Genomic DNA, 19,673 nt, shown 5'->3' with positions numbered 1-19,673 from the left:
GGTCACTATGCAACGCCTTGGCACCATCGATGTCTTTCCGCCCGCCGAGAACTTCGTCTATATGGACGCGGCTTCCGTCGGCCTCACCCATAAGGGTGCGGCGGCCGCGATCAACCGCTGGCAACAGGCGCTCGCCGACGAAGGCACAATCGCCTTCGACGAGCAGGACGAGGTCGAGTGCCTCGACAATCTGAACGACGCGGCGGCCCGCCTCTTCAATGCGCAAGTCCGCGATATCGCGACCGCGTCCAGCGAGACGGTACTGATGCAGTCGCTCGCCTGGGCGGTCATGCCGCCCAAGGGCACGACTATCGTCGCGACAGACACGACGCATCCGAGCACCGTCTATCCCTGGATGCGGGTCGCCGAGACGACCGGCGCAGAGATGCGCTGGGCGCGTGCCGACAATCTTTACATCGATCCCGACCATCTCGAGAGCCTGATCGACGACAGCACGTCTGTCGTCTGCCTCTCGCATGTGGAATATGGCACGGGGCAAACCTTTGACCTCGCGCGTTTCGCGGCCAAGGCTCACATGCACGGCGCCATCTGCGTCGTCGACGTGACCCAGTCGGCCGGTCAAGTACCGATCGACGTGGCCGCGACCGGCATCGACGCCGCGGCGGCCTCGACCTACAAATGGCTATGCGGCCCCTTCGGCACCGGCATCATGTATGTCTCACAAGCGCTCCAGAAGCTCAGGCCTGGCATTGTCGGCTGGCGCAGCCACAAGAATATGTGGGACTTCCAGGCCGACCGCCTGGAGCTGCCCGACACGGCGAAGCGCTATGAATTCGGTACCATGGCCTATGGCACTGCATATGGTGCCACCGAAGCGATGAACTACCTGCTCGGGCATTCGATCGAAAAGATCCACGCTCATAACCGTGTGATCGCCGATCGGCTGATGACGGGACTGCAGGCGCTCGGCGCCGAAGTCCTCTCGCCCAGGAAGGCGGCGGAGCGCTCGGCCACCATCGCGGCGCGCTTTCCCGGCAAGAACAGCCGTGATTTCGCCCGCACCCTCAAGGAGAACAATGTCATAGCCTCTCTGCGCCGCGACTTCATCCGCTTCTCACCGCATCTCTATAACAATGCGGATGATATCGATCGCGGCCTCGCCTCGATCAAGGCGGCACTCTGATCCCGATGCGCGCGTCCATCGACATCGATCTCGATGCGCCTGGCAGGCAATCGGGCCGGGTGAGCCTTCCGGCTCTCCTGGCCAATGGCGAGGAGCGTCTCATCACCACGCCGATCTACTGCCTGGCGCAAGGCGAGGGCCCGACCCTGGTTCTCACCGCGGGTGTTCATGGCGATGAATATGAAGGCCAGATCGCGTTGTCGGAGCTGGCGCGAAGCCTAGACATCGGGAGCCTCAGGGGCCGGGTCATCATCCTCCCGCGGGTGAATGGCCCCGCCTGTGAAGCAGGTGTGCGAAGTACCCCCATCGACGGGCTCAATCTCAACCGCGCCTTTCCCGGGCGAGCCGACGGTTCCTTCACCAGCCGGCTCGCTTTCTTCGTTGAGTCCGAACTCTATGGCCGCGCCGACTATGCCGCCGATTTCCATTGCGGCGGGGCCATATTGCATTTCCTGCCGTCGACGCTGTTCGTCGTGACCGGTGAAGTCGAAGAGGACCGGTGCCGGCTCGACCTGGCGCGGGCCTTCGGGGCGCGCCATTGCATGCTGTTCGGCGCCAAGACCATGGGCGTCGAGGTGGGCATTGATGCGGCGATGCTGCGTCGGAAGGTCATCGGCATCAGCGGGGAATATGGCGGATCGGCGGAAGTCACGCCGGTTGCTTTGGACCTGTGCCGGACGGGGCTCACGCGCCTCCTCGATCATCTCGGCATTACACCGTCAGCTTCGCCATTCAAAGTCGTCGAGCCCGAACTCATCGATGTCCGGCTTGATGATTGCTATGTGATCGCCCAAACGGAGGGACTATTCGAGCCACTGGCGCTGCTCGGCACGCGGATCGAAGCGGGTGCCCCGGTCGGGCGTCTTCATCGTCCGGACCGGCCGGGCGACGATCCCGTGCTTCTTCATAGCCGGTCTGGCGGCGTGGTGATGGCGTGCCGGTCCTTGGCGCGCTCGGCCGCCGGCGACTGGCTCTATATCATCGGCCGGCCGGTGGCCGGGCTTTAGCTTCCGGCTTGCTCGCCTTCACCATCGACAGGAAGCTGCGCACCATCGGATTGGCGAGGGAGGCACGATGCGCCTTGACGACGATCTTCGTTTCCTTGGCGATCTCTGCCGGACGGATGGGACGGATCATTCCGCGTGCTTCCCAGGCGCCGGCATAATGTGTCGGCAGGAACCCCAGATGGGTGCCGGCGAGCACCAGGAAGAGCACGCCCTCGGTCTGATGCGATGTGGCGGCGGATTTGAGCCCCATTTCCTCGAAGGCGCGGTTCTCGGCCAGCGAATAGCCGTGCTGGACCAGCTTGTACTGCGCGAGGCGCTCATCGGTCAGGTCGGCGTCGGAAAGGGCGAAAGCCTCATGGCCTGCGCCGCAATAGAGCAGGCTGCGTTCCACCGCCAAGGGCGTGATGAGCGCCCCTGACGGCCGCTCGTCGGCTACCGAGACGCCGATATGAAGCCGCCGCTCATCGACGGCGCGGTCGATCTCGCTTGCCGAGCCGATCATCATGTTGAGACGCACCGCCGGATTGGCCTTGGAATAATCGGACAGGATCTCACGCAGTGGCGCCGTCTCATTGGTGACCAGCGTGTCGATGAAGCCGATGTAGAATTCACCGATCAGTTCGGAATGGAAGGCGTTGATGCGCGAGCGGAATTCCTCAAGCGATACGAGAAGCTGCGAAATCGCTTCATAGACGACTTTGCCCTCCTCGGTCAGGGCGAAGCCGCTGCGGCCGCGCTCGCACAGCCTGACACCGAGACGAATCTCGAGATCGCTCACATGCTTGCTGATCGCCGATTTGGTGAGGCCGATCTCGGCTTCGGCCGCCGAGAAGCCACCGCAATCGGCGACGGCGCGGAAGACGCGCAGGAGCTTCAGCTCGAAATCGGTGAATTGTCCGGCAAAGATACGGTGCGGCCAGCTCATCTCAATGTCCGCTCACACTTCCTGCTCGATGCTCGCCGCTTCAAAATCGCCCTCCATTTCCGACATCCTCGACGTATCAAACCTATCTACACCACATCGATATTTGTTGAAGCCAGTAAACATGGAAGTCTCCGGTCGCGCCAAAACACAGAACGGCGCCCAGAACCAAGGAGATGAGCACGCAGACCGGCATTCTCGCGACGGCGAAAGGAGCTACGCCGGAAAAGGGCGAGATCCAGTTCAAGGAGTATGTGGCCGACATCAGCGCCGCGACGCGCGAAGCCTTCGGCCTTGGCGCGTGATCAGAAGAAGTGGATACCGGTTTCTGGCGTTTCAATGCAATCATGTGCTGCAACACGAGCGACGCCCGGCCCGCGCGGATCGACTCACCATAAGTGAGATTGCACAGCGGCTGCCGCGGCCATGGTCGAACCGCGCAAAGCAAGCTTGAAGCCGAGGTCGATGCGTGTCTTTTTCGGCCGCATACCCGAGCCGCGCGTGATCTCCAGCACGATCTCGGCGCTGAGACGCCCCATCTCGTGGCGCGGCACGGCGATCGTCGTCAAAGCGGGACAGGAGCTGGCCGCGAATTCGAGATCGTTGAAGCCGACGACCGACATCTCCTCCGGCACCTTGACACCACGGCGCGCGCATTCGAACAGCGCCCCCAGCGCCAGATCGTCATTGGCGCAGAACACAGCCTCGAGATCGGGACGGCGGGCAAGCAGGACGGAAAAGAGCTCGCCGCCCTGGCGCACCGTGGAGGGCCGCGGGCTCAGCTCCAGCAGGGTCTCATCAAAATATCCCGCCGCCTTCATTGCATCGGTATAGCCGGCGACGCGGTTGCGCGTACGTGAATCGAGACGCGCCGCGAGTGTGCCGATGCGGCGATGACCCAGGTCAATGAGATGCCGGGTCGCGAGACCGCCGGCCTCATACTGCGATATGCCGATATTGATATCGATAGGCGTGTCGGTAAGCCCCATGGTCTGGACGATCGGGATGCCGGCATGCTCGAGCAGCTCGCGCGCGTAGGGTGTCTGGTCGACATCGGCGAGGATCAGCGCCTCGGGCCGCTGGCCCAGCAAAGTCACGATCGCTTTTTCTTCCTCAAGCGGCGAATACCGGCTGTTCAGCACCATGACCTGGAAGCCCGCCGGCTGGAACATATCGTGCAGCGCCCGCAGATAATCGGCGAAGACGCCGTTGGTGAGGGATGAAACCACGACGCCGATGACATTTGACCGCGAGGACGCCAGTATGCTGGCGGCGCGATTGGGAATATAGGCCAGATCCCTGATCGCCGCATCGATACGCTCGCGCAACTGCGGTGAGACCATTTCCGGCCGGCGCAATGCGCGCGACACCGTCACCGCGCTCACCCCGGCACGCGCGGCGACATCCGACAATTTACTACGCGGCCGGCGCTGTTTACGCGGCATATCCGTCCTCCCTTCAACTATATTATTAACCTAGCGTAGCTTCATTTGACAGCGCTTTCATCATATAATACTCTCAACCTGCTTCATCGGATGGAATAGCCTTTTCGGCTTATTCTTCAAGTGCTTCGCTGAAAATGGCGACCTCCTCCGGCATGCATCGATCAGCCAACTCAAAAATGGCGTATGGGAGGACTCATCCATGAACTCGCTAGTGAAACGGGCGTGCCTTGTTTCCGTTGCCGGGGCATTCTCTCTCGGCTTGAGCTTCAGCAGCACCAGTTGGGCGCAAGAGGTCGTCGCCGGTCCAAGCGCGGATGCCAATTGCTTCGTACCCTGGACGGCCGAAACCAAGTTCTTCAAATATCCGAAGAAGGAAGGGCCCTACCGCATCGCGCTGGCCAACGGCTATATCGCCAATACCTGGCGCATCCAGATGATCCAGACCGCTAAAGCCTATGCGGCGCAGCCCGATGTCGCCGCCAAGCTGAAGGAATTCAAGGTCGTTTCGACCGGCGAGGACGTGCCGGCACAGATCTCGGCGATCAACAACTTCATCGACTCGGGCTATGACGCGATCGTCGTCAACGCCCAGAACCCAACCGCCTTCGCTCCCGTCATCAAGCGCGCCAAGGATGCCGGCGTCATCCTCGTCGCCTTCGACAACATCCTCGACACCCAGGATGCGATCAATGTGAATGTCGATCAGAAGGGCCTGGGCGTCCTGTGGGCGAACTGGCTCGCCAAGCATCTGCCCGATGGCGGCAAGGTCCTTGAAGTGCGCGGCGTCGCCGGCACCTCGGTCGACACCGACCGCCACAACGGCATCCATGAGACGCTCGATGCCACCGGCAAGAAGTGGGAAGTCGTCGAAGTGCTTGGCAAATGGGACGACCCGACCGCCCAGAAGGCGACTGCCGACGCGATCGCCGTGCACAAGAAGTTCGACGGCATCACCGCGCAGGGCGGCGACACCGGCGTCGTGCAGGCGATGATCGACGCCAAGCATCCCTTCGTGCCCTTCGGCGGCGAGACCGAGAACGGCTTCCGCAAATTCTGCGCCAAATTCGCCGGCGAAGGCCTGAAATGCTCGTCCGCCGGCACGGGCCCTGCCCAGGTGGCGGTGGCGATCAAGACGGCCATCGCCGCACTTGAAGGCGAGGTCGTGCCGCAGTCGGTCAAGCTGCCGCTCGCCATCGTCGAGGATCCGAACTTCAAGGAAGGCCAGGACTTCTTCCCGGACCAGTCGGATAACTTCTTCGTCGGCAATTCCTTCCCCACCTGCGGGATCAATTTCTCCGCCCAGGAAATCATGGGACAGACGAAAGAGAATCAGTAAAGCTCGTCTCTGCGCCGCGGCTTTGCATGCCGCGGCGCAGGATTCCGATTGCTGGAAGGTCCCATGACCAGTCAGGAAACCGCGACGGCGCCCCCGCTGTTCAGCATGTCGGGGATCTCCAAATATTATGGCGGCGTGCGTGCGCTTGAAAAAGCCGAGCTCACCGTCATGCCCGGCCGCATCCACGGCATTCTCGGGGAGAATGGCGCCGGCAAATCGACGCTTATCAAGATCATGGCCGGCGTCGTGGCGTCCGATGAAGGCCGCCTCCTACTCGAGGGCCGCGAGGTGAGTTTCGCGTCACCCGCCGACGCCGCCTCTTCCGGCATCGCCTGTGTTTTCCAGGAGCTGTCGCTGATCCCGGATCTCAGCGTCGCCGACAATATCTGCATCTCCAATCCGCCGCGCCGTTTCGGCATGATCGACCGCCAGGCGCAGCGCGTCATCGCCGGCGACGCGCTGGCGCGTGCCGGCGCCGATGATATCCATCCGCGCACCCTGGTGAAGGATCTGCCGCTGTCGCGCCGCCAGATGGTGGAGATCGCCAAGGCCCTCGCCCGGAAGCCCCGCATTCTGATCCTCGACGAGGCGACCTCGGCCTTGACGGCCGGCGACGTCGCCAAGATCTTCGCCGTCCTGAAGAGATTCCGCTCGGAGGGCATGGCGCTCCTCTATATCTCGCATCGCATGCATGAGATCGCCGAGCTCGCCGATGAATGCACAGTCTTCCGCAACGGCCGCAATGTCGCGACTTACAAGGCCGGCACCCGCAGCGAGACCGAAGTGGTCGAGATGATGATCGGACGCGAATACAAGAATGTCTTTCCCCCGAAGCCCGTGCATGTTTCCCGTCCTGAACCGCCGGTGCTCGAATGCCGCGATCTCGGTTGGGATGATCGCCTGCGCAACATCTCGCTGACTGTCGGCGAAGGCGAGGTCGTCGGCCTGGGCGGTCTCGACGGCCAGGGCCAGCGCGATCTGCTGCTCGCTCTGTTCGGCGTTCTGCGTGGCACCACGGGAGAGATCCTCATCGATGGCAAGCCCAAATCCATCGCCAGTCCCTCCAAAGCCTGCGACCGGAGTATCGGCATGGCGCTCATTCCGGAGGACCGCAAGACCGAGGGTCTCATGCTGCCGATGACGGTGCGCGAGAACCTCTCCTTCGCCGCGCTCGATCGCGTGGCGCGCCGCGGCATCATCGACCGCGACAAGGAGGAGGAGCTCATCGACGAGATGGTGCGCCTGCTCACCATCAAGACCGCCGGACTCGACATCCCGGTCGGCGCGCTGTCGGGCGGCAATCAGCAGAAGGTCGTCATCGCCAAATGGCTGATGCGCAGTCCGCGCCTGATCCTGCTCAACGATCCCACCCGCGGCATCGACGTCGGCACCAAGCAGGAGCTCTATGCGCTGCTGCGCCGGCTCGCCGATCAAGGCGCGGCTATCCTGTTCTATTCGACCGACTATGACGAGTTGATCGGCTGCTGCGACCGCGTGCTCGTCCTCTACGATGGCAGCATCATCAACGAGCTCTCGGGCGACAGGCTCACTGAGCGTGCTTTGGTCGCCAGCGCCCTCAATGTCGATCAGGCGCGGATGAAGGAGGTCCGCACATGAAGGAATGGCGTTTCTGGCTGGCCGAGCAGCGCCAGACCTTGATGGCAATCGGCATCTTCGCCGTCATGTTTGCTATCTATGTCTCCAATCATCCGGCGGGCTTCACTGCCAATGTGGTGCAGACCGCCGCCAATAAGAGCGTGCTCCTCGCCTTCGTCGCGATGGCGCAGACGCTGGTGGTGATCACCGCCGGCATCGATCTCTCCGTCGGCATGATCTTCATCCTCACCAACTGCCTCGCCTCCTGGCTTGTCGTCGGCGGTGCCGGCGCAACCACGCTGGGCGTGATCGCGGTGCTGGGCTCTGGCCTCGCCTGCGGCATCCTCAACGGGCTGATCGTGATTTATGGCCGGCTGCAGCCGATCGTCGCCACCATCGCCACCGGGGCCGCCTATTTCGGGATCGCTCTGCTGCTGCGGCCCTATCCAGGCGGCTCGGTGAATGAGGTTCTGGCCGATGCCTTGACCGGCAAGTTGTTTGGCGTTGTGCCTGCGAGCCTCGTGGCTCTCGCTGCCGTGGTGCTGGTGGTCTGGGTGCCGTTCAGCCGTTCGGTGCTGGGCCGCGCCGCCTATGCCGCAGGCTCGTCCGAACCCGCGGCCTATATGTCCGGCATGCCGATACGCCGGGCGAAATTCCTGGCCTATGCGCTCGCCGGCCTGCTCGCCTCGATCGGCGGCCTTTTTCTCACCTTCTTCACCTATACGGGCGAGGCCGCTTATGCGAGCGGCAATGCCTATACGCTCTTCTCCATCGCCGCCGTGGTGCTGGGCGGCGTATCGCTCTTCGGCGGCAAGGGCAGCGTCATCGGCGCGATCTTCGGCGCTTTCGCCTTCCGCACCATCGGCGATCTCCTCTTCGTCTTCGATTTCGACCCCCTATGGCAGCCGCTGTTCCAGGGCGTAGTATTGCTGATCGCCGTCAGCCTCGGCGCCTTCGGCCTGTTCCGTGTCCGCAATCGGCTGGAGTGGTTCGGATGAGCGATATCACTGGAGAACGCGGGATGGAGCGCCGCCTGCCGAAATTCATTCGCCGCATCGATCCGGCGGTCGCCACCGCTTTCGGCTGTATCCTGCTGCTGCTCGCCGTGGGCAGCATCTATTCGACGAGCTTCCTGTCGGTCGAATACCTTCTGCAGCAATTGAAGGTGGCCTCGTTTCTGGGCGTCATCGCCACCGGCATGATGATCGTCATCCTGCTCGGCCAGATCGACCTGTCGGTGCCCTGGTCGGTGGCCGTCGGCGGCATGATGGCCTGTGCCGCCGCCGCTTTCGGGCATGTCGGCGAGGCGCTCGCCATTCCCTTCGGCATCCTGTGCGGCATGGCGATCGGCCTGACCAATGGCGTCGGCGTCGCCTATCTGCGTATCCCATCGATGATCATCACGCTCGCCACCAACGCGGTCGCGCAAGGGCTGATGGTCGTCTATACCGGCGGCTTCTCGCCCCAGGATTCAGCTACAACTGCGATGCGCTACATCGCGACGGGCTTCCTCGTGCCGGGCGTGCCCAATGCGGTGATCATCTGGGCGCTGATCGGCGCCGCGGCGGTCTTCGCCTTGACCCGCACGACCTTCGGCCGCAGCGTCTACGCGATCGGCAACCGCGAGCGCGCCGCCTATCTGTCGGGCGTCGACACGCGCCGCGTCGTGTTAATCGCCTTCGTCGTCTCGGGGGCTTGAGCGCCTTTGGCGGCGTGCTGCTGGCGGGCTATGCATCCAAGGCGGCGCAGTCGATGGGCGACACCTATCTCCTGCCTTCGATCGCCGCCGTGGTGCTGGGCGGCACCTCGATCCTCGGCGGACGCGGCTCCTATCTGGGCACCGTCGCCGGCGTCATCCTGATCACGCTGCTGCAGTCCATCCTGTCGGTCATGCAGATGCCGGAAGCCGGGCGGCAGATCATCTATGGCGTGGTCATCGTCGCCATGCTGCTGCTCTACGGACGAACACCGGCGAACCAATGAGGCGCTCTCCATGTGATAGGGGTTGACTCCTTCCGCAACCCAGGCTTGACTGAACTGGTCTGACAGCCTGACCGCTTAGACGTCGGGATTCAGGGAGGATCCGTGAAATCAAAGCCGTCAAATTCCGGCCTTCTCAGCCCGGTCAAGAGCCAAACCCTTGATTCCGCTGTGATCGATGCCCTTGCCGCCTATGTGGAGGAGGCCCGGATCGAGCCCGGCGACAAGCTCCCTTCCGAACGGATGCTGTGCGAGCGGCTGCAGGTCAGCCGCCCCACCGTGCGCGAGGCGCTCAAACGCTGGGAAGCGCTCGGCATTGTCGAAATGCGCAAAGGCTCGGGCGTTTATCTGCGCAAGGCGGTCGGCCGCAATATCGTGCATGTGCCGCTGGTGCTCAGCCGTTCGTCCAATGTGAAGGACCTGCTGCATGGCCTTCAGGTGCGCCGCGCGCTCGAAGGCGAGGCTGCCGCGATCTGCGCGGCTTCCGCTTCAGCCGACCGCATCGCGACAATCGAGAAGGCGCTCGACCGCATGGAAGCCGCCCACGCCGTCGGCAATTCATCGGAAGAGGACTGGGAATATCACCAGTCGATCATCGAGGCGACGGGCAATCCTCTCTTCACCCAGATCGTCCAGTCGATGCGCGACCTCGTGCATCAGTTCTGGGAGAACCCGCTGCAGATCCCGAATTTCGCGGAAGCGTCCTTTCCCTTCCACCGCACCATGTTCGACGCCATCGCCCGGCGCGATCCCGCCACCGCGCGCGCCGAAGCGCTGAAGATCATCGACAGCGTCGGCAGTGAAATCCGTGAGGCCTATCCCGGTGAAGCATGAAACCCGGATCACGGATGCCGCCAGGGCCGCCATCGAAGCGGCGTCGCTGATCCTCACCGACGACGCGCCGCATGTCCATGATCCGGTGGTCGGCCCGATCTACCAGACCTCGCTCTTCACCTTCAAGGACTTCGCCGAAATGCAGAAGACCTTCGCCGGCGAAGGGCAAGGCTATATCTACAGCCGCGTCGGCAATCCGACGGTTCATGATTTCGAGCGGCGCATCGCCGAGCTCGAAGGCGCCGAAGCGGCGCGCGGCTTCTCCTCCGGGATGGCGGCGATCAGCGCCACCGTCCTGTCGATCGTCGGCGCCGGCGACCGCATCGTGGCGGTGCGTCATTGCTATGGCGATGCCTATCGCTTCTTCGAAAAGCTGCTGCCGCGCCTCGGCGTAAGGGTCGACTATGTCGACGGCTCGGATGCCGAAGCGGTCGAGGCGGCGCTGCCAGGTGCGAAGCTTCTCTATCTCGAAAGTCCGTCTTCCATGGTCTTCGAGCTCCAGGACATAACGCGCCTCGCCAAGGCGGCCCGCGCCCAAGGCATCACCACGGTCATCGACAATTCCTGGGCGACACCCATCTTCCAGAAGCCGATCACCCATGGCGTTGATCTCGTGCTGCACTCGGCCTCGAAATATATCGGCGGCCACAGCGACACGGTGGCGGGTGTCGTAGCGGGCTCCAAGGCGCTTATCGCGCGCATCAACGAGCTCACCCATCCTTTCCTTGGCGCCAAGCTCTCCCCACTCGAAGCCTTCCTCCTGGTCCGGGGCCTGCGCACCTTGCCCTTCCGGCTCAAGCGCCACATGGACAGCACGCTCCTCATCGCCGAGCGCCTGCGCGCACACGCCCATGTCACAAAGATCCATCACCCGGTCTATTCCAACCATCCCGGCCGGGCCACGCTCTCGGGCTTCACAGGCCTCTTCACTTTCGAGGTCGATGAGGCGATCGATATTCCGCGCTTCGCCGATCTGCTCAAGTTCTTCCGCCTGGGCGTGAGCTGGGGCGGGCATGAAAGCCTCATCGTGCCGGTGGCGGCCTCGCTCGCCCAGACACCCGGCGTCAATTCATTCGACCGCTTCAAGGTCAGCCCGCGCGCCATAAGGCTGCATGTCGGATTGGAAGATCCCGACATGCTGTGGGCCGATCTGGAGAATGCCCTGGCAAAAAGCATCAAGACTTGAACCACGTCGACAAGGGAGGAGAAGCATGAAGAAATACCTGCAAGGCATTCTGCTCGGCGCCGCCATCGCGGCCTTGAGCAGCGCGGCTTCAGCCGAGACCAAGGTGCAGCTGGTGGAAGTGATCACCAGCCCGCAACGCACCGAATTCCTGCGCAAGGAGCTCGACGAATTCGAGAAGGCCAACCCCGATATCAAGGTCGAGATCGTATCGCTCCCCTGGGGCCAGGCCTTCGAGAAATTCCTGAGCATGGTGCAGGCGGGCGAGACGCCGGATATCGTCGAGATGCCGGAACGCTGGATGGGTCTCTACGGCAATAACGGCCAGCTCGAGGATCTTGGCCCCTATATGAAGGACTGGGCCGAGTTGTCGACATTGGGCGACCGCGCCAAGCAGTTCGGCTCCACGGTCAAGAACACGCAATATATGATTCCCTACGGCTATTACGCCCGCGCGATGTTCTGGAATAAGAAGCTGTTCGCCGAAGCGGGTCTCACCGAAGCGCCGAAGACGATCGACGAGTTCACCGCGGCGGCGCAGAAGATCGCGGCCCTCGGTAACGGCAAATACGGCTATTGCCTGAGAGGCGGCCCCGGCGCCTTCGGCGGCATCCAGATGTTCATGAACATCATGGACGGCAAGCCCGGCTTCTTCAACGAAGACGGCACCTCGACCTTCAACGAGGAAGGCTCGGTCAAGGGACTGCAGATGCTGCAGGATATGTACAAGAACGGCTGGGTGCCGAAGGACAGCGTCAGCTGGGGCTTCAATGAAATCGTCACCGGCTTCTACACCGGCACCTGCGCCATGCTCGACCAGGATCCGGATGCGTTGATCGGCATCGCCGAGAAGATGAAGGCGGATGATTTCGCCGTCGCGCCGATGCCGACCGGACCCAATGGCAAGTCCTATCCGACGCTGGGCTATGCCGGCTGGTCAATGTTCGCCGACAGCCCGGTCAAGAAGGACGCCTGGAAAGTCATCGAGTTCCTGTCCAACAACAAGCAGAATCTCGAATGGGCCAAGGTGGTGGGCGTGCTGCCGATCCACAATGGCGCCGACCAGGACGCGCATTTCAAGACCGAGCAGTTCAAGGGCTGGTTCGAGGAGCTGTCGAACCCGGACAAATATGTCTTCGTGACGCCACCGACACATCTCGAGAATCTGGGCGTGTTCTATGATTCCATGGTGCCGACCGGCTTCCAGGAAATCCTGCTCGCCAAGCGCTCGCCGAAGGAAGTCGCCGACGAATGGGCGACGTTCCTCACCGGCGAGCAGAAGAAGTGGATGGAGAAGAACAAGTAGTCTCTCGCCCTCTCCCCGCTTCAGCGGGGAGAGGGAGGGCCCCATTGCGAAGCAATGGGAGGGTGAGGGGCATCGGCGTGATTTTCATCGATGTCAAAGATTGAAGATTCGGAACAAGGAAGAGCGAGAATGCGTGACGAGGATAATCGTCGACGCCCATGCCCCTCACCCTTCCCGCCGCTTCGCGTCGGGCCCCTCCCCTCTCCCCGCTGCGCTTCGCTTGCAGGGCGAGGGTAAAATCAATGACCGCCATCGCCGCAGACAATCTGGCCTTGCAACGCGAAGCGGACAGGCGCCGCTGGCTGGAGCCCTGGCTCTATCTCAGCCCGGCGCTAATCCTGATCTTCACCGTTCTCATCGTGCCGCTGATCATCGGCATCAGCTATTCCTTCCGCAAATTCTCCGCCTTCCGCTCGGAATTCGTCGGCCTCGATCAGTATCGGGCCATGCTGGTCGATCCGGTGCTGCATGGCGCGCTCGTCAATACGCTGTGGTGGACGGTGGCGAGCCTCGTCCTGCAGTTCTTCCTGGGCCTTGGCCTCGCGCTGCTCCTCAACCAGCCCTTCCACGGCCGCCGCCTCGTCCAGGGTCTCGTCTTCCTGCCCTGGGCGGTGCCGATCTTTCTCACCGGCCTCACCTGGGCATGGCTGTTCAATCCGATGATCGGGCCCTTGCCGCATATATTCCACGCCATCGGCCTCCAGTCGGAGCCCGTCACCATCCTCGCCGATCCGGCGACCGCCATGTGGGGGCCGATCATCGCCAATGTGTGGTTCGGCATCCCCTTCTTCGCGATCACGCTGCTCGCAGCACGCAAATCGATCCCCGCCGAGCTCTATGAGGCGGCGGCCATCGACGGCGCCACCGCCTGGCAGCAATTCACCAAGGTGACGCTGCCCTTCCTCGCGCCCACCATCGCCATCACGGTCATGCTGCGCACCGTGTGGATCGCCACCTTTGCCGATCTCATCTATGTCATGACAGCGGGCGGACCGGCCGGTTCCACCAACACCATCGCCACCTATATCTATGTCTCGGCCTTCAAGTCGCTCGACAAGGGCTATGCCTCGGCGATCGCCGTGCTCCTGCTCGTCCTCCTCATCGTCTATGCGCTGATCGTCATCCAGATACGGCGCGTTCTGTTGAGGGATGTCTGACATGCCCGGACAATCCCTTCTCCAGCGCGTATTCGGACAGATCGGCCTTTATGGCGCCGTCGCCTGCTATGTCGTCTTCGCGCTGCTTCCGATCTACTGGACGATCAAGATTTCGGTCACGCCGCAGGACCTACTCTACAGCGAAGGTATCCGGCTATGGCCGAGCCGCATGACCCTCGCCAATTACACAAGCGTGCTCAAGGCGAGCGACTTCCCACGTTATTTCCTCAACAGCATTCTGGTCTCGGTGACGACGGCCATCATCGTCACCGCGGTCGCCTCCTTCGCCGGCTATGCATTGTCGCGCTTCCGCTTCCGCGGCAAGGCGCTGGTGAGCCTCATCCTGCTCCTCACCCAGACCTTCCCGCTGGTGATGGTCATTCCGCCGATCTACCGGATCATGGGCCAGCTCGGCCTCACCGATAACCTCTATGGCCTGATCATCATCTACACCGCCTTCAACATCGCCTTCGCCACCTTCCTGATGCAGTCCTTCCTCGACGGCGTGCCGAAAGACCTCGAAGAGGCGGCGATGATCGACGGCTGCACGCGCTTCGAGGCGCTGAGAAGGGTGATCCTGCCCCTGACGCTGCCCGGCATGGGCGCCACCGTCGCCTTCGTCTTCACCGCTGCGTGGAGCGAGCTGCTCTTCGCGCTGATGCTGATCAACAGCGAGAGCCAGAAGACATTCTCGGTCGGGCTTCTCACCTTTGTCGGCAAGTTCGCCGTCGACTGGGGGCAGATGATGGCGGCCTCGGTGCTGGCCCTCATCCCGGTCTGCCTGTTCTTCTTCTTCCTGCAACGCTATCTGGTCACCGGCCTCACCGCCGGCGCCGTCAAGGGATAGATCATGGCCTCGGTCTCGCTGCGCAATATTCACAAGAGTTTCGGGCCGGTCACGGTGCTGGAGGGGATCGATCTCGACATCGCCGACGGCGAGTTCGTCGTCCTCGTCGGCCCTTCGGGCTGCGGCAAGTCCACGCTTCTGCGCAGCATTGCCGGGCTCGAGACGATCAATGGCGGCGACATCCATATCGGCGAGCGGACGGTGACCCATCTGGCGCCCAAGGACCGCGACATCGCCATGGTGTTCCAGTCCTATGCGCTCTATCCGCATATGGACGTGCGGCGCAACATGGCCTTCAGCCTCAACTTGCGCAAAAGTCCGGCGACGATGATCGGCGAGCGCGTCGCTGAGGCTTCGGCCAAGCTTGGCCTCAACGCTTTGCTCGACCGCCTGCCGAAGCAGCTGTCGGGCGGCCAACGCCAGCGCGTCGCCATGGGCCGCGCCATCGTGCGCAACCCCAAAGTGTTCCTCTTCGACGAGCCGCTGTCCAATCTCGACGCCAAGCTGCGCGCCAGCATGCGTACCGAGATCAAGGCGCTGCACCAGTCGCTCAAGACGACGGCGATCTATGTCACCCATGATCAGGTCGAGGCGATGACCATGGCCAACCGCATCGTGGTGATGAATGACGGCATTATCCAGCAGGTGGGGCCACCGCTCGAGCTTTATGACCACCCCGCCAATATCTTCGTCGCCGGCTTCATCGGCTCGCCGACGATGAACTTCTTCGATGCCGTCGCGACGCAAGGTTCGGCACGTCTCGCCGATGGAACGGTCCTCGCCCTCGCCGCGCTCGCGACGCTGAAGGAAGGACAGGAGATCACTGTCGGCATCCGTCCAGAGCATTTGCATTTCGCCGATCAAGGACTTCCCGCCACGGTCAGCGTTGTCGAGCCCCTCGGCATGAGCACGCAAGTGACGCTCGACGCCGCTGATGAACGCGTGACGCTCCTGGCGCTCGAACGCCCCCAACTCGCCCCTGGAGATCGCAAATTCCTGATCGCCAAGCCGCAGGACATTCATGTCTTCGACCGGTCAAGCGGCCTCAGGGTGATTTGACCCAATAGTTCGTCATCCCGGTTCTCGCCGCTGGCGTATTCACACATCGTATTGAGACGGCTATTGAGCGATCCCCTCTCCCCCGGTGGGGGAGAGGGTATAAGCGCACCCGACACAAGATGTGTGAATCCGATAGCGGCTTACGCCGGGATGACGGGTTGGCAGAGGGTTCCCATTTTCGCGCCGATATGCAAATGCTCATCGACAACAAAGGACAGGACGCTTGGCGCGTAAACCGGATTCAGAGGCGGACAGGCTCGACGAGGCAGCCCGGGCGGGCTGGCTCTATTACATCGCCGGCAATACCCAGGACGAGATCGCCCGCAAGCTTGGCGTATCCCGGCAGACGGCGCAAAGGCTGGTCTCGCTCGCCGTCAGCGAGAAGCTGATCAAGGTCCGGCTCGATCATCCGATCGGCCATTGCCTCGAATTGTCGGAACAGCTGAAGCAGGCCTATGCGATCGATTTCTGCGAGGTCGTGCCGAGCGATCCCGAATCCGCCTCGACGACGCTCGGCGTGGCGGAAGCGGCCGCCGCCGAGCTCGAGCGCTATCTCGTCTCGCAGCATCCGGTGATCGTCGCCATGGGAACGGGACGCATGCTGCGCGCCATGGTCGAGCAGCTCACCCCCATGGACTGCCCGCAGCACAAGGTCGTGTCGCTCGTCGGCAATATCGCGCCCGACGGCTCGGCGACGCTGTTCGATGTGGTCAGCCGCATCGGCGACCGGGCCAAGGCGCCGCATTATCCCATGCCGCTGCCGGTGATCGCCACCACCGTGCACGAGAAATCACTGCTGCTGGCGCAAAAGCCCTTGCGCAATGTGACGGAACTGGCGCGCCAGGCGGACGTCACCTTTGTCGGCATCGGCACCATCGATGATGATGCCGCATTGCTGCGCGACGGTTTCGTCAAGGCCGACGAGATCCGCGCGCTCATCCGCGCAGGCGCCGTCGGCGAGATCATCGGCTGGGCCTATGACGCCAATGGCAAGCTCATCGACGGGCTCACCAATGACCGCGTGCTTAGCGTGCCGCTCGAACAGCCGGCGACGCGCCGGATGATCGGCGTCGGCATGGCCATCCCGCGACTCAAGGCGATCAAAGGCGCGCTGCGTGGGAAATTGATCAACGGTCTTATAACCAACGAGAAAATGGCCGAGCTTTTGCTGGAATAAATAGCAAACGCTCAATTTTTCTTTTCCAGCAAAACCAAACTGTTATCGCAGATGTTGCAGTGTTTTTGTGCAATGCAACAGGAATTCGGCTTGACTTCGCCCTCATCCAATTTGAGATTATGCTCAATTCAGAAGCAAATGCTCAATTCAGTTCCTTGGGAGGACATCAATGAAAGCCATCTTCACCGGCCTTCTCGGCGCCTTCGCAGCCGCAGCGCTCGCCAGCACGGCGCTGGCCGAAACCAAGCTCACCATTGCCACCGTCAATAATGGCGACATGATCCGCATGCAGGGGATGACCGAGGATTTCACCAAGGCCAATCCCGACATCTCGCTCGAATGGGTGACGCTCGAGGAGAATGTGCTGCGCCAGAAAGTGACCACCGACATCGCCACCAAAGGTGGCCAGTTCGACGTTTTGACCATCGGCACATATGAGGTTCCGATCTGGGCGAAGAAAGGCTGGCTCGTCCCGCTCGACAATCTCGGAGCCGACTACGATGTCGACGACCTCCTGCCGCCGATCCGCGGCGGCCTGTCGCTCGACGGCAAGCTCTATGCGGCGCCCTTCTACGGCGAGAGCTCGATGGTGATGTACCGCACCGATCTCATGGACAAGGCCGGGCTCAAGATGCCGGACGCGCCGACCTGGGAATTCATCGCCGATGCGGCGCGCAAGATGACCGACAAGGCGAATGAAACCTATGGCATTTGCCTGCGCGGCAAGGCCGGCTGGGGCGAGAACATGGCCTTCCTGTCGGCAACCGCCAATTCCTTCGGCGCGCGCTGGTTCGACGAGAGCTGGAAGCCGCAATTCGACCAGCCGGAATGGAAGAACACCCTCACCTTCTATCTCGACCTGATGAAGGACGCCGGGCCTCCGGGCGCTTCTTCCAACGGCTTCAACGAGAATCTCGCGCTCTTCAACGCCGGTAAATGCGCCATGTGGATCGATGCCACGGTCGCCGCTTCCTTCGTGACCAATCCGAAGGACTCGAAGGTCGCCGACAAGGTCGGCTTCGCGCTCGCTCCCGATAACGGCCTCGGCAAGCGCGGCAACTGGCTGTGGGCTTGGTCGCTCGCGGTGCCGGCCGGCTCGCAAAAGGCCGAGGCGGCGCAGAAATTCGTCGCCTGGGCCACGGGCAAGCACTATATCGACCTCGTTGCTGCAAAAGAGGGCTGGGCCAATGTGCCGCCCGGCACGCGCACCTCGCTCTACAAGAACCCGGACTATCTCAAGGCGGCGCCCTTCGCCCAGATGACGCTGGACTCGATCAACTCGGCCGATCCCACCAAGCCGACGGTCAAGCCCGTGCCTTATGTCGGCGTGCAGTTCGTCGCCATCCCCGAATTCCAGGGCATCGGCACGACTGTGGGCCAGATCTTCTCGGCAGCACTTGCCGGTGAGAAGAGTGCCGACGATGCGCTCGCCGAAGCGCAGACCGCGACGACGCGCGAAATGACCAAAGCCGGCTACATCAAATAGGCGGGACGGCTCCTCCCGAAACTCGGCTGCCCGGCCCCGCCGGGCGGTCATTTTCTCTCACGATAGCGCATGTTGCCCATCGATAAGACCTCGCACTCCCAGATTTCCCCCACTCCCGCCCTGCGGGAGAGGGTGGCCGAGGGCCGGGTGAGGGTCTGGCTCGGAGCTTGACGAATAATGTCGTAGTCTTGGATGAGTTGAGGAAGAGGACCCGAACATAGTCGGGCTGTGGCTTGGGTGAACCAACACCCTCATCCGCCCTTCGGGCACCTTCTCCCGCAGGCGGGAGAAGGGAAACAGGAGAAGAGACCCGCACCGGGAGATAACGCATGGCGACGCAGCAAACCAGAGTGCTCGGGAAACTGGCCGTGGCGCCTTCCGTCATCGTGCTGTTCCTGTGGATGATCGTGCCGCTGGGCCTCACCATCTGGTTCTCGCTGTTGCGCTATAATCTGCTCGATCCCGGCAATGAGAGCTTCGTCGGCCTCTTAAACTACCACTACTTTCTGACCGATCCCGCCTTCTTCGCGGCGATCGGGAATTCACTGAAGCTTGTCTTCGCGGTGCTGGCGATCAGCATTATCGGCGGCACGCTCCTGGCTCTCCTCCTCGACCAGGCGATCGTCGGGCGCAACATCGTGCGGCTGATGGTGATCGCGCCGTTCTTCGTCATGCCGACGGTGAGCGCGCTCGTCTGGAAGAACATGTTCATGCATCCGGTGTCGGGGCTTCTCGCCTGGCTCATGAAGTGGGTCGGGCTCGAGCCCATCGACTGGTTCGCGCAGGCGCCCTTGACCGCCGTCATCATCATGGTGGCCTGGCAATGGCTGCCCTTCGCCACCCTCATCCTCCTCACCGCGATCCAGTCGCTCGACGAGGAGCAGAAGGAAGCGGCCGAGATGGATGGCGCGCCGCCTTTGTCCTATTTCTTCTACATTGTACTGCCGCATCTGGCCCGCCCGATCACGGTCGTCATCCTGATCGAGACGATCTTCCTGCTCAATGTGTTCGCCGAAATCTATGTCACCGGCTCCGGCGGACCGGCCGGCAACCTGCCCTATCTCGTCTACTTTCAGGGCCTGCTCAATTTCGATGTCGGCGGCGCCTCGGCGGGCGGCATCGTCGCGGTGGTGCTTGCCAATATCGTGGCCTTCTTCCTGATCAGGATGATCGGCCGGAACCTGGAGGGTTGAC

17 protein-coding genes and 1 pseudogene are annotated in these 19,673 nt (G+C 62.4%); 16 read left to right on the top strand and 2 right to left on the bottom strand.

From position 1 onward, the window contains the following. Positions 1–7 precede the first annotated feature (7 nt). Complete coding sequence (locus G5V57_RS19830; RefSeq protein WP_165169285.1) at positions 8–1,144, top strand: aminotransferase class V-fold PLP-dependent enzyme; 1,137 nt, start codon at positions 8–10, stop codon at positions 1,142–1,144. A gap of 5 nt (positions 1,145–1,149) precedes the next feature. After that, positions 1,150–2,151 carry a succinylglutamate desuccinylase/aspartoacylase family protein gene (locus G5V57_RS19825; protein WP_165169284.1) on the top strand — a complete coding sequence of 334 codons (1,002 nt, stop codon included), beginning with the start codon at positions 1,150–1,152 and terminating at the stop codon, positions 2,149–2,151. On the opposite strand, the gene G5V57_RS19820 is transcribed toward G5V57_RS19825, so the two are convergent. Next, positions 2,123–3,076: a LysR family transcriptional regulator gene (locus G5V57_RS19820; protein WP_165169283.1), complete on the bottom strand. Its 954-nt coding sequence runs from the start codon at positions 3,074–3,076 to the stop codon at positions 2,123–2,125. The two genes, G5V57_RS19825 and G5V57_RS19820, sit on opposite strands and share 29 nt — an antisense overlap. A 173-nt stretch (positions 3,077–3,249) precedes the next feature. Here G5V57_RS19820 and G5V57_RS34895 point away from each other — a divergent pair, with 173 nt between their 5' ends. Next, positions 3,250–3,378, top strand: a complete 129-nt coding sequence (locus tag G5V57_RS34895; protein ID WP_256378591.1) for a hypothetical protein — start codon at positions 3,250–3,252, stop codon at positions 3,376–3,378. 84 nt (positions 3,379–3,462) lie between these two features. Here G5V57_RS34895 and G5V57_RS19815 read toward each other — a convergent pair whose 3' ends face one another. Further along, positions 3,463–4,518, bottom strand: coding sequence for a LacI family DNA-binding transcriptional regulator (locus tag G5V57_RS19815; RefSeq protein WP_165169282.1), 1,056 nt, complete (start codon positions 4,516–4,518; stop codon positions 3,463–3,465). Between the two features lie 199 nt (positions 4,519–4,717). Here G5V57_RS19815 and G5V57_RS19810 point away from each other — a divergent pair, with 199 nt between their 5' ends. The 13 genes and pseudogenes from G5V57_RS19810 (at position 4,718) to G5V57_RS19750 (ending at position 19,672) form a co-directional block, all read left to right on the top strand. Beyond that, positions 4,718–5,854, top strand: coding sequence for a sugar ABC transporter substrate-binding protein (locus tag G5V57_RS19810; protein WP_165169281.1), 1,137 nt, complete (start codon positions 4,718–4,720; stop codon positions 5,852–5,854). A 63-nt stretch (positions 5,855–5,917) separates the two neighbouring features. After that, the gene (locus tag G5V57_RS19805; protein ID WP_165169280.1) at positions 5,918–7,471 is read left to right on the top strand and encodes a sugar ABC transporter ATP-binding protein; all 1,554 of its coding nucleotides are present in this window, start codon (positions 5,918–5,920) and stop codon (positions 7,469–7,471) included. After that, a complete protein-coding gene (locus tag G5V57_RS19800; RefSeq protein ID WP_165169279.1) occupies positions 7,468–8,448 on the top strand; it encodes an ABC transporter permease in 981 nt (326 codons plus the stop codon). The genes G5V57_RS19805 and G5V57_RS19800 overlap by 4 nt, the downstream gene beginning before the upstream one ends. Next, positions 8,445–9,433 (top strand): annotated as a pseudogene (locus tag G5V57_RS19795) (ABC transporter permease). The gene G5V57_RS19800 and the pseudogene G5V57_RS19795 overlap by 4 nt, the downstream one beginning before the upstream one ends. 102 nt (positions 9,434–9,535) lie before the next feature. Next, positions 9,536–10,264, top strand: coding sequence for a FadR/GntR family transcriptional regulator (locus tag G5V57_RS19790; protein ID WP_165169278.1), 729 nt, complete (start codon positions 9,536–9,538; stop codon positions 10,262–10,264). A 31-nt stretch (positions 10,265–10,295) separates the two neighbouring features. Next, entirely contained in the window at positions 10,296–11,450 is a 1,155-nt protein-coding gene (locus tag G5V57_RS19785) for a PLP-dependent transferase (protein WP_256378691.1), read from the top strand. 25 nt (positions 11,451–11,475) lie between these two features. Then, on the top strand, positions 11,476–12,753 hold the full coding sequence (locus G5V57_RS19780) for a sugar ABC transporter substrate-binding protein (protein ID WP_165169277.1): 1,278 nt from the start codon (positions 11,476–11,478) through the stop codon (positions 12,751–12,753). A gap of 242 nt (positions 12,754–12,995) precedes the next feature. Further along, positions 12,996–13,910: a carbohydrate ABC transporter permease gene (locus tag G5V57_RS19775; protein ID WP_165169276.1), complete on the top strand. Its 915-nt coding sequence runs from the start codon at positions 12,996–12,998 to the stop codon at positions 13,908–13,910. 1 nt (position 13,911) lies between these two features. Beyond that, the gene (locus G5V57_RS19770) at positions 13,912–14,757 is read left to right on the top strand and encodes a carbohydrate ABC transporter permease (RefSeq protein ID WP_165169275.1); all 846 of its coding nucleotides are present in this window, start codon (positions 13,912–13,914) and stop codon (positions 14,755–14,757) included. 3 nt (positions 14,758–14,760) lie between these two features. Continuing rightward, the gene (locus G5V57_RS19765) at positions 14,761–15,816 is read left to right on the top strand and encodes an ABC transporter ATP-binding protein (protein WP_165169274.1); all 1,056 of its coding nucleotides are present in this window, start codon (positions 14,761–14,763) and stop codon (positions 15,814–15,816) included. 223 nt (positions 15,817–16,039) lie between these two features. Continuing rightward, positions 16,040–16,993 carry a sugar-binding transcriptional regulator gene (locus G5V57_RS19760; RefSeq protein ID WP_165169273.1) on the top strand — a complete coding sequence of 318 codons (954 nt, stop codon included), beginning with the start codon at positions 16,040–16,042 and terminating at the stop codon, positions 16,991–16,993. Between the two features lie 169 nt (positions 16,994–17,162). Beyond that, positions 17,163–18,479, top strand: coding sequence for a sugar ABC transporter substrate-binding protein (locus tag G5V57_RS19755; RefSeq protein ID WP_165169272.1), 1,317 nt, complete (start codon positions 17,163–17,165; stop codon positions 18,477–18,479). 329 nt (positions 18,480–18,808) lie between these two features. Further along, positions 18,809–19,672: a carbohydrate ABC transporter permease gene (locus G5V57_RS19750; protein ID WP_165169271.1), complete on the top strand. Its 864-nt coding sequence runs from the start codon at positions 18,809–18,811 to the stop codon at positions 19,670–19,672. Position 19,673 lies beyond the last annotated feature (1 nt).

Origin of the sequence: Nordella sp. HKS 07 (assembly GCF_011046735.1) — a bacterium.
Lineage (GTDB): Bacteria > Pseudomonadota > Alphaproteobacteria > Rhizobiales > Aestuariivirgaceae > Taklimakanibacter.
The sequence above is the reverse complement of the archived record's forward strand: the minus strand, read 5'-3'. Positions and strand labels throughout refer to the sequence as shown.

Bases quoted from the DNA above. Each gene is read 5' to 3' on its own strand.
- G5V57_RS19830 (WP_165169285.1), top strand. From the start codon at position 8: ATGCAACGCCTTGGCACCATCGATGTCTTTCCGCCCGCCGAGAACTTC.
- G5V57_RS19825 (WP_165169284.1), top strand. From the start codon at position 1,150: ATGCGCGCGTCCATCGACATCGATCTCGATGCGCCTGGCAGGCAATCG.
- G5V57_RS19820 (WP_165169283.1), bottom strand. From the start codon at position 3,076: ATGAGCTGGCCGCACCGTATCTTTGCCGGACAATTCACCGATTTCGAG.
- G5V57_RS34895 (WP_256378591.1), top strand. From the start codon at position 3,250: ATGAGCACGCAGACCGGCATTCTCGCGACGGCGAAAGGAGCTACGCCG.
- G5V57_RS19815 (WP_165169282.1), bottom strand. From the start codon at position 4,518: ATGCCGCGTAAACAGCGCCGGCCGCGTAGTAAATTGTCGGATGTCGCC.
- G5V57_RS19810 (WP_165169281.1), top strand. From the start codon at position 4,718: ATGAACTCGCTAGTGAAACGGGCGTGCCTTGTTTCCGTTGCCGGGGCA.
- G5V57_RS19805 (WP_165169280.1), top strand. From the start codon at position 5,918: ATGACCAGTCAGGAAACCGCGACGGCGCCCCCGCTGTTCAGCATGTCG.
- G5V57_RS19800 (WP_165169279.1), top strand. From the start codon at position 7,468: ATGAAGGAATGGCGTTTCTGGCTGGCCGAGCAGCGCCAGACCTTGATG.
- G5V57_RS19780 (WP_165169277.1), top strand. From the start codon at position 11,476: ATGAAGAAATACCTGCAAGGCATTCTGCTCGGCGCCGCCATCGCGGCC.
- G5V57_RS19775 (WP_165169276.1), top strand. From the start codon at position 12,996: ATGACCGCCATCGCCGCAGACAATCTGGCCTTGCAACGCGAAGCGGAC.
- G5V57_RS19770 (WP_165169275.1), top strand. From the start codon at position 13,912: ATGCCCGGACAATCCCTTCTCCAGCGCGTATTCGGACAGATCGGCCTT.
- G5V57_RS19765 (WP_165169274.1), top strand. From the start codon at position 14,761: ATGGCCTCGGTCTCGCTGCGCAATATTCACAAGAGTTTCGGGCCGGTC.
- G5V57_RS19755 (WP_165169272.1), top strand. From the start codon at position 17,163: ATGAAAGCCATCTTCACCGGCCTTCTCGGCGCCTTCGCAGCCGCAGCG.
- G5V57_RS19750 (WP_165169271.1), top strand. From the start codon at position 18,809: ATGGCGACGCAGCAAACCAGAGTGCTCGGGAAACTGGCCGTGGCGCCT.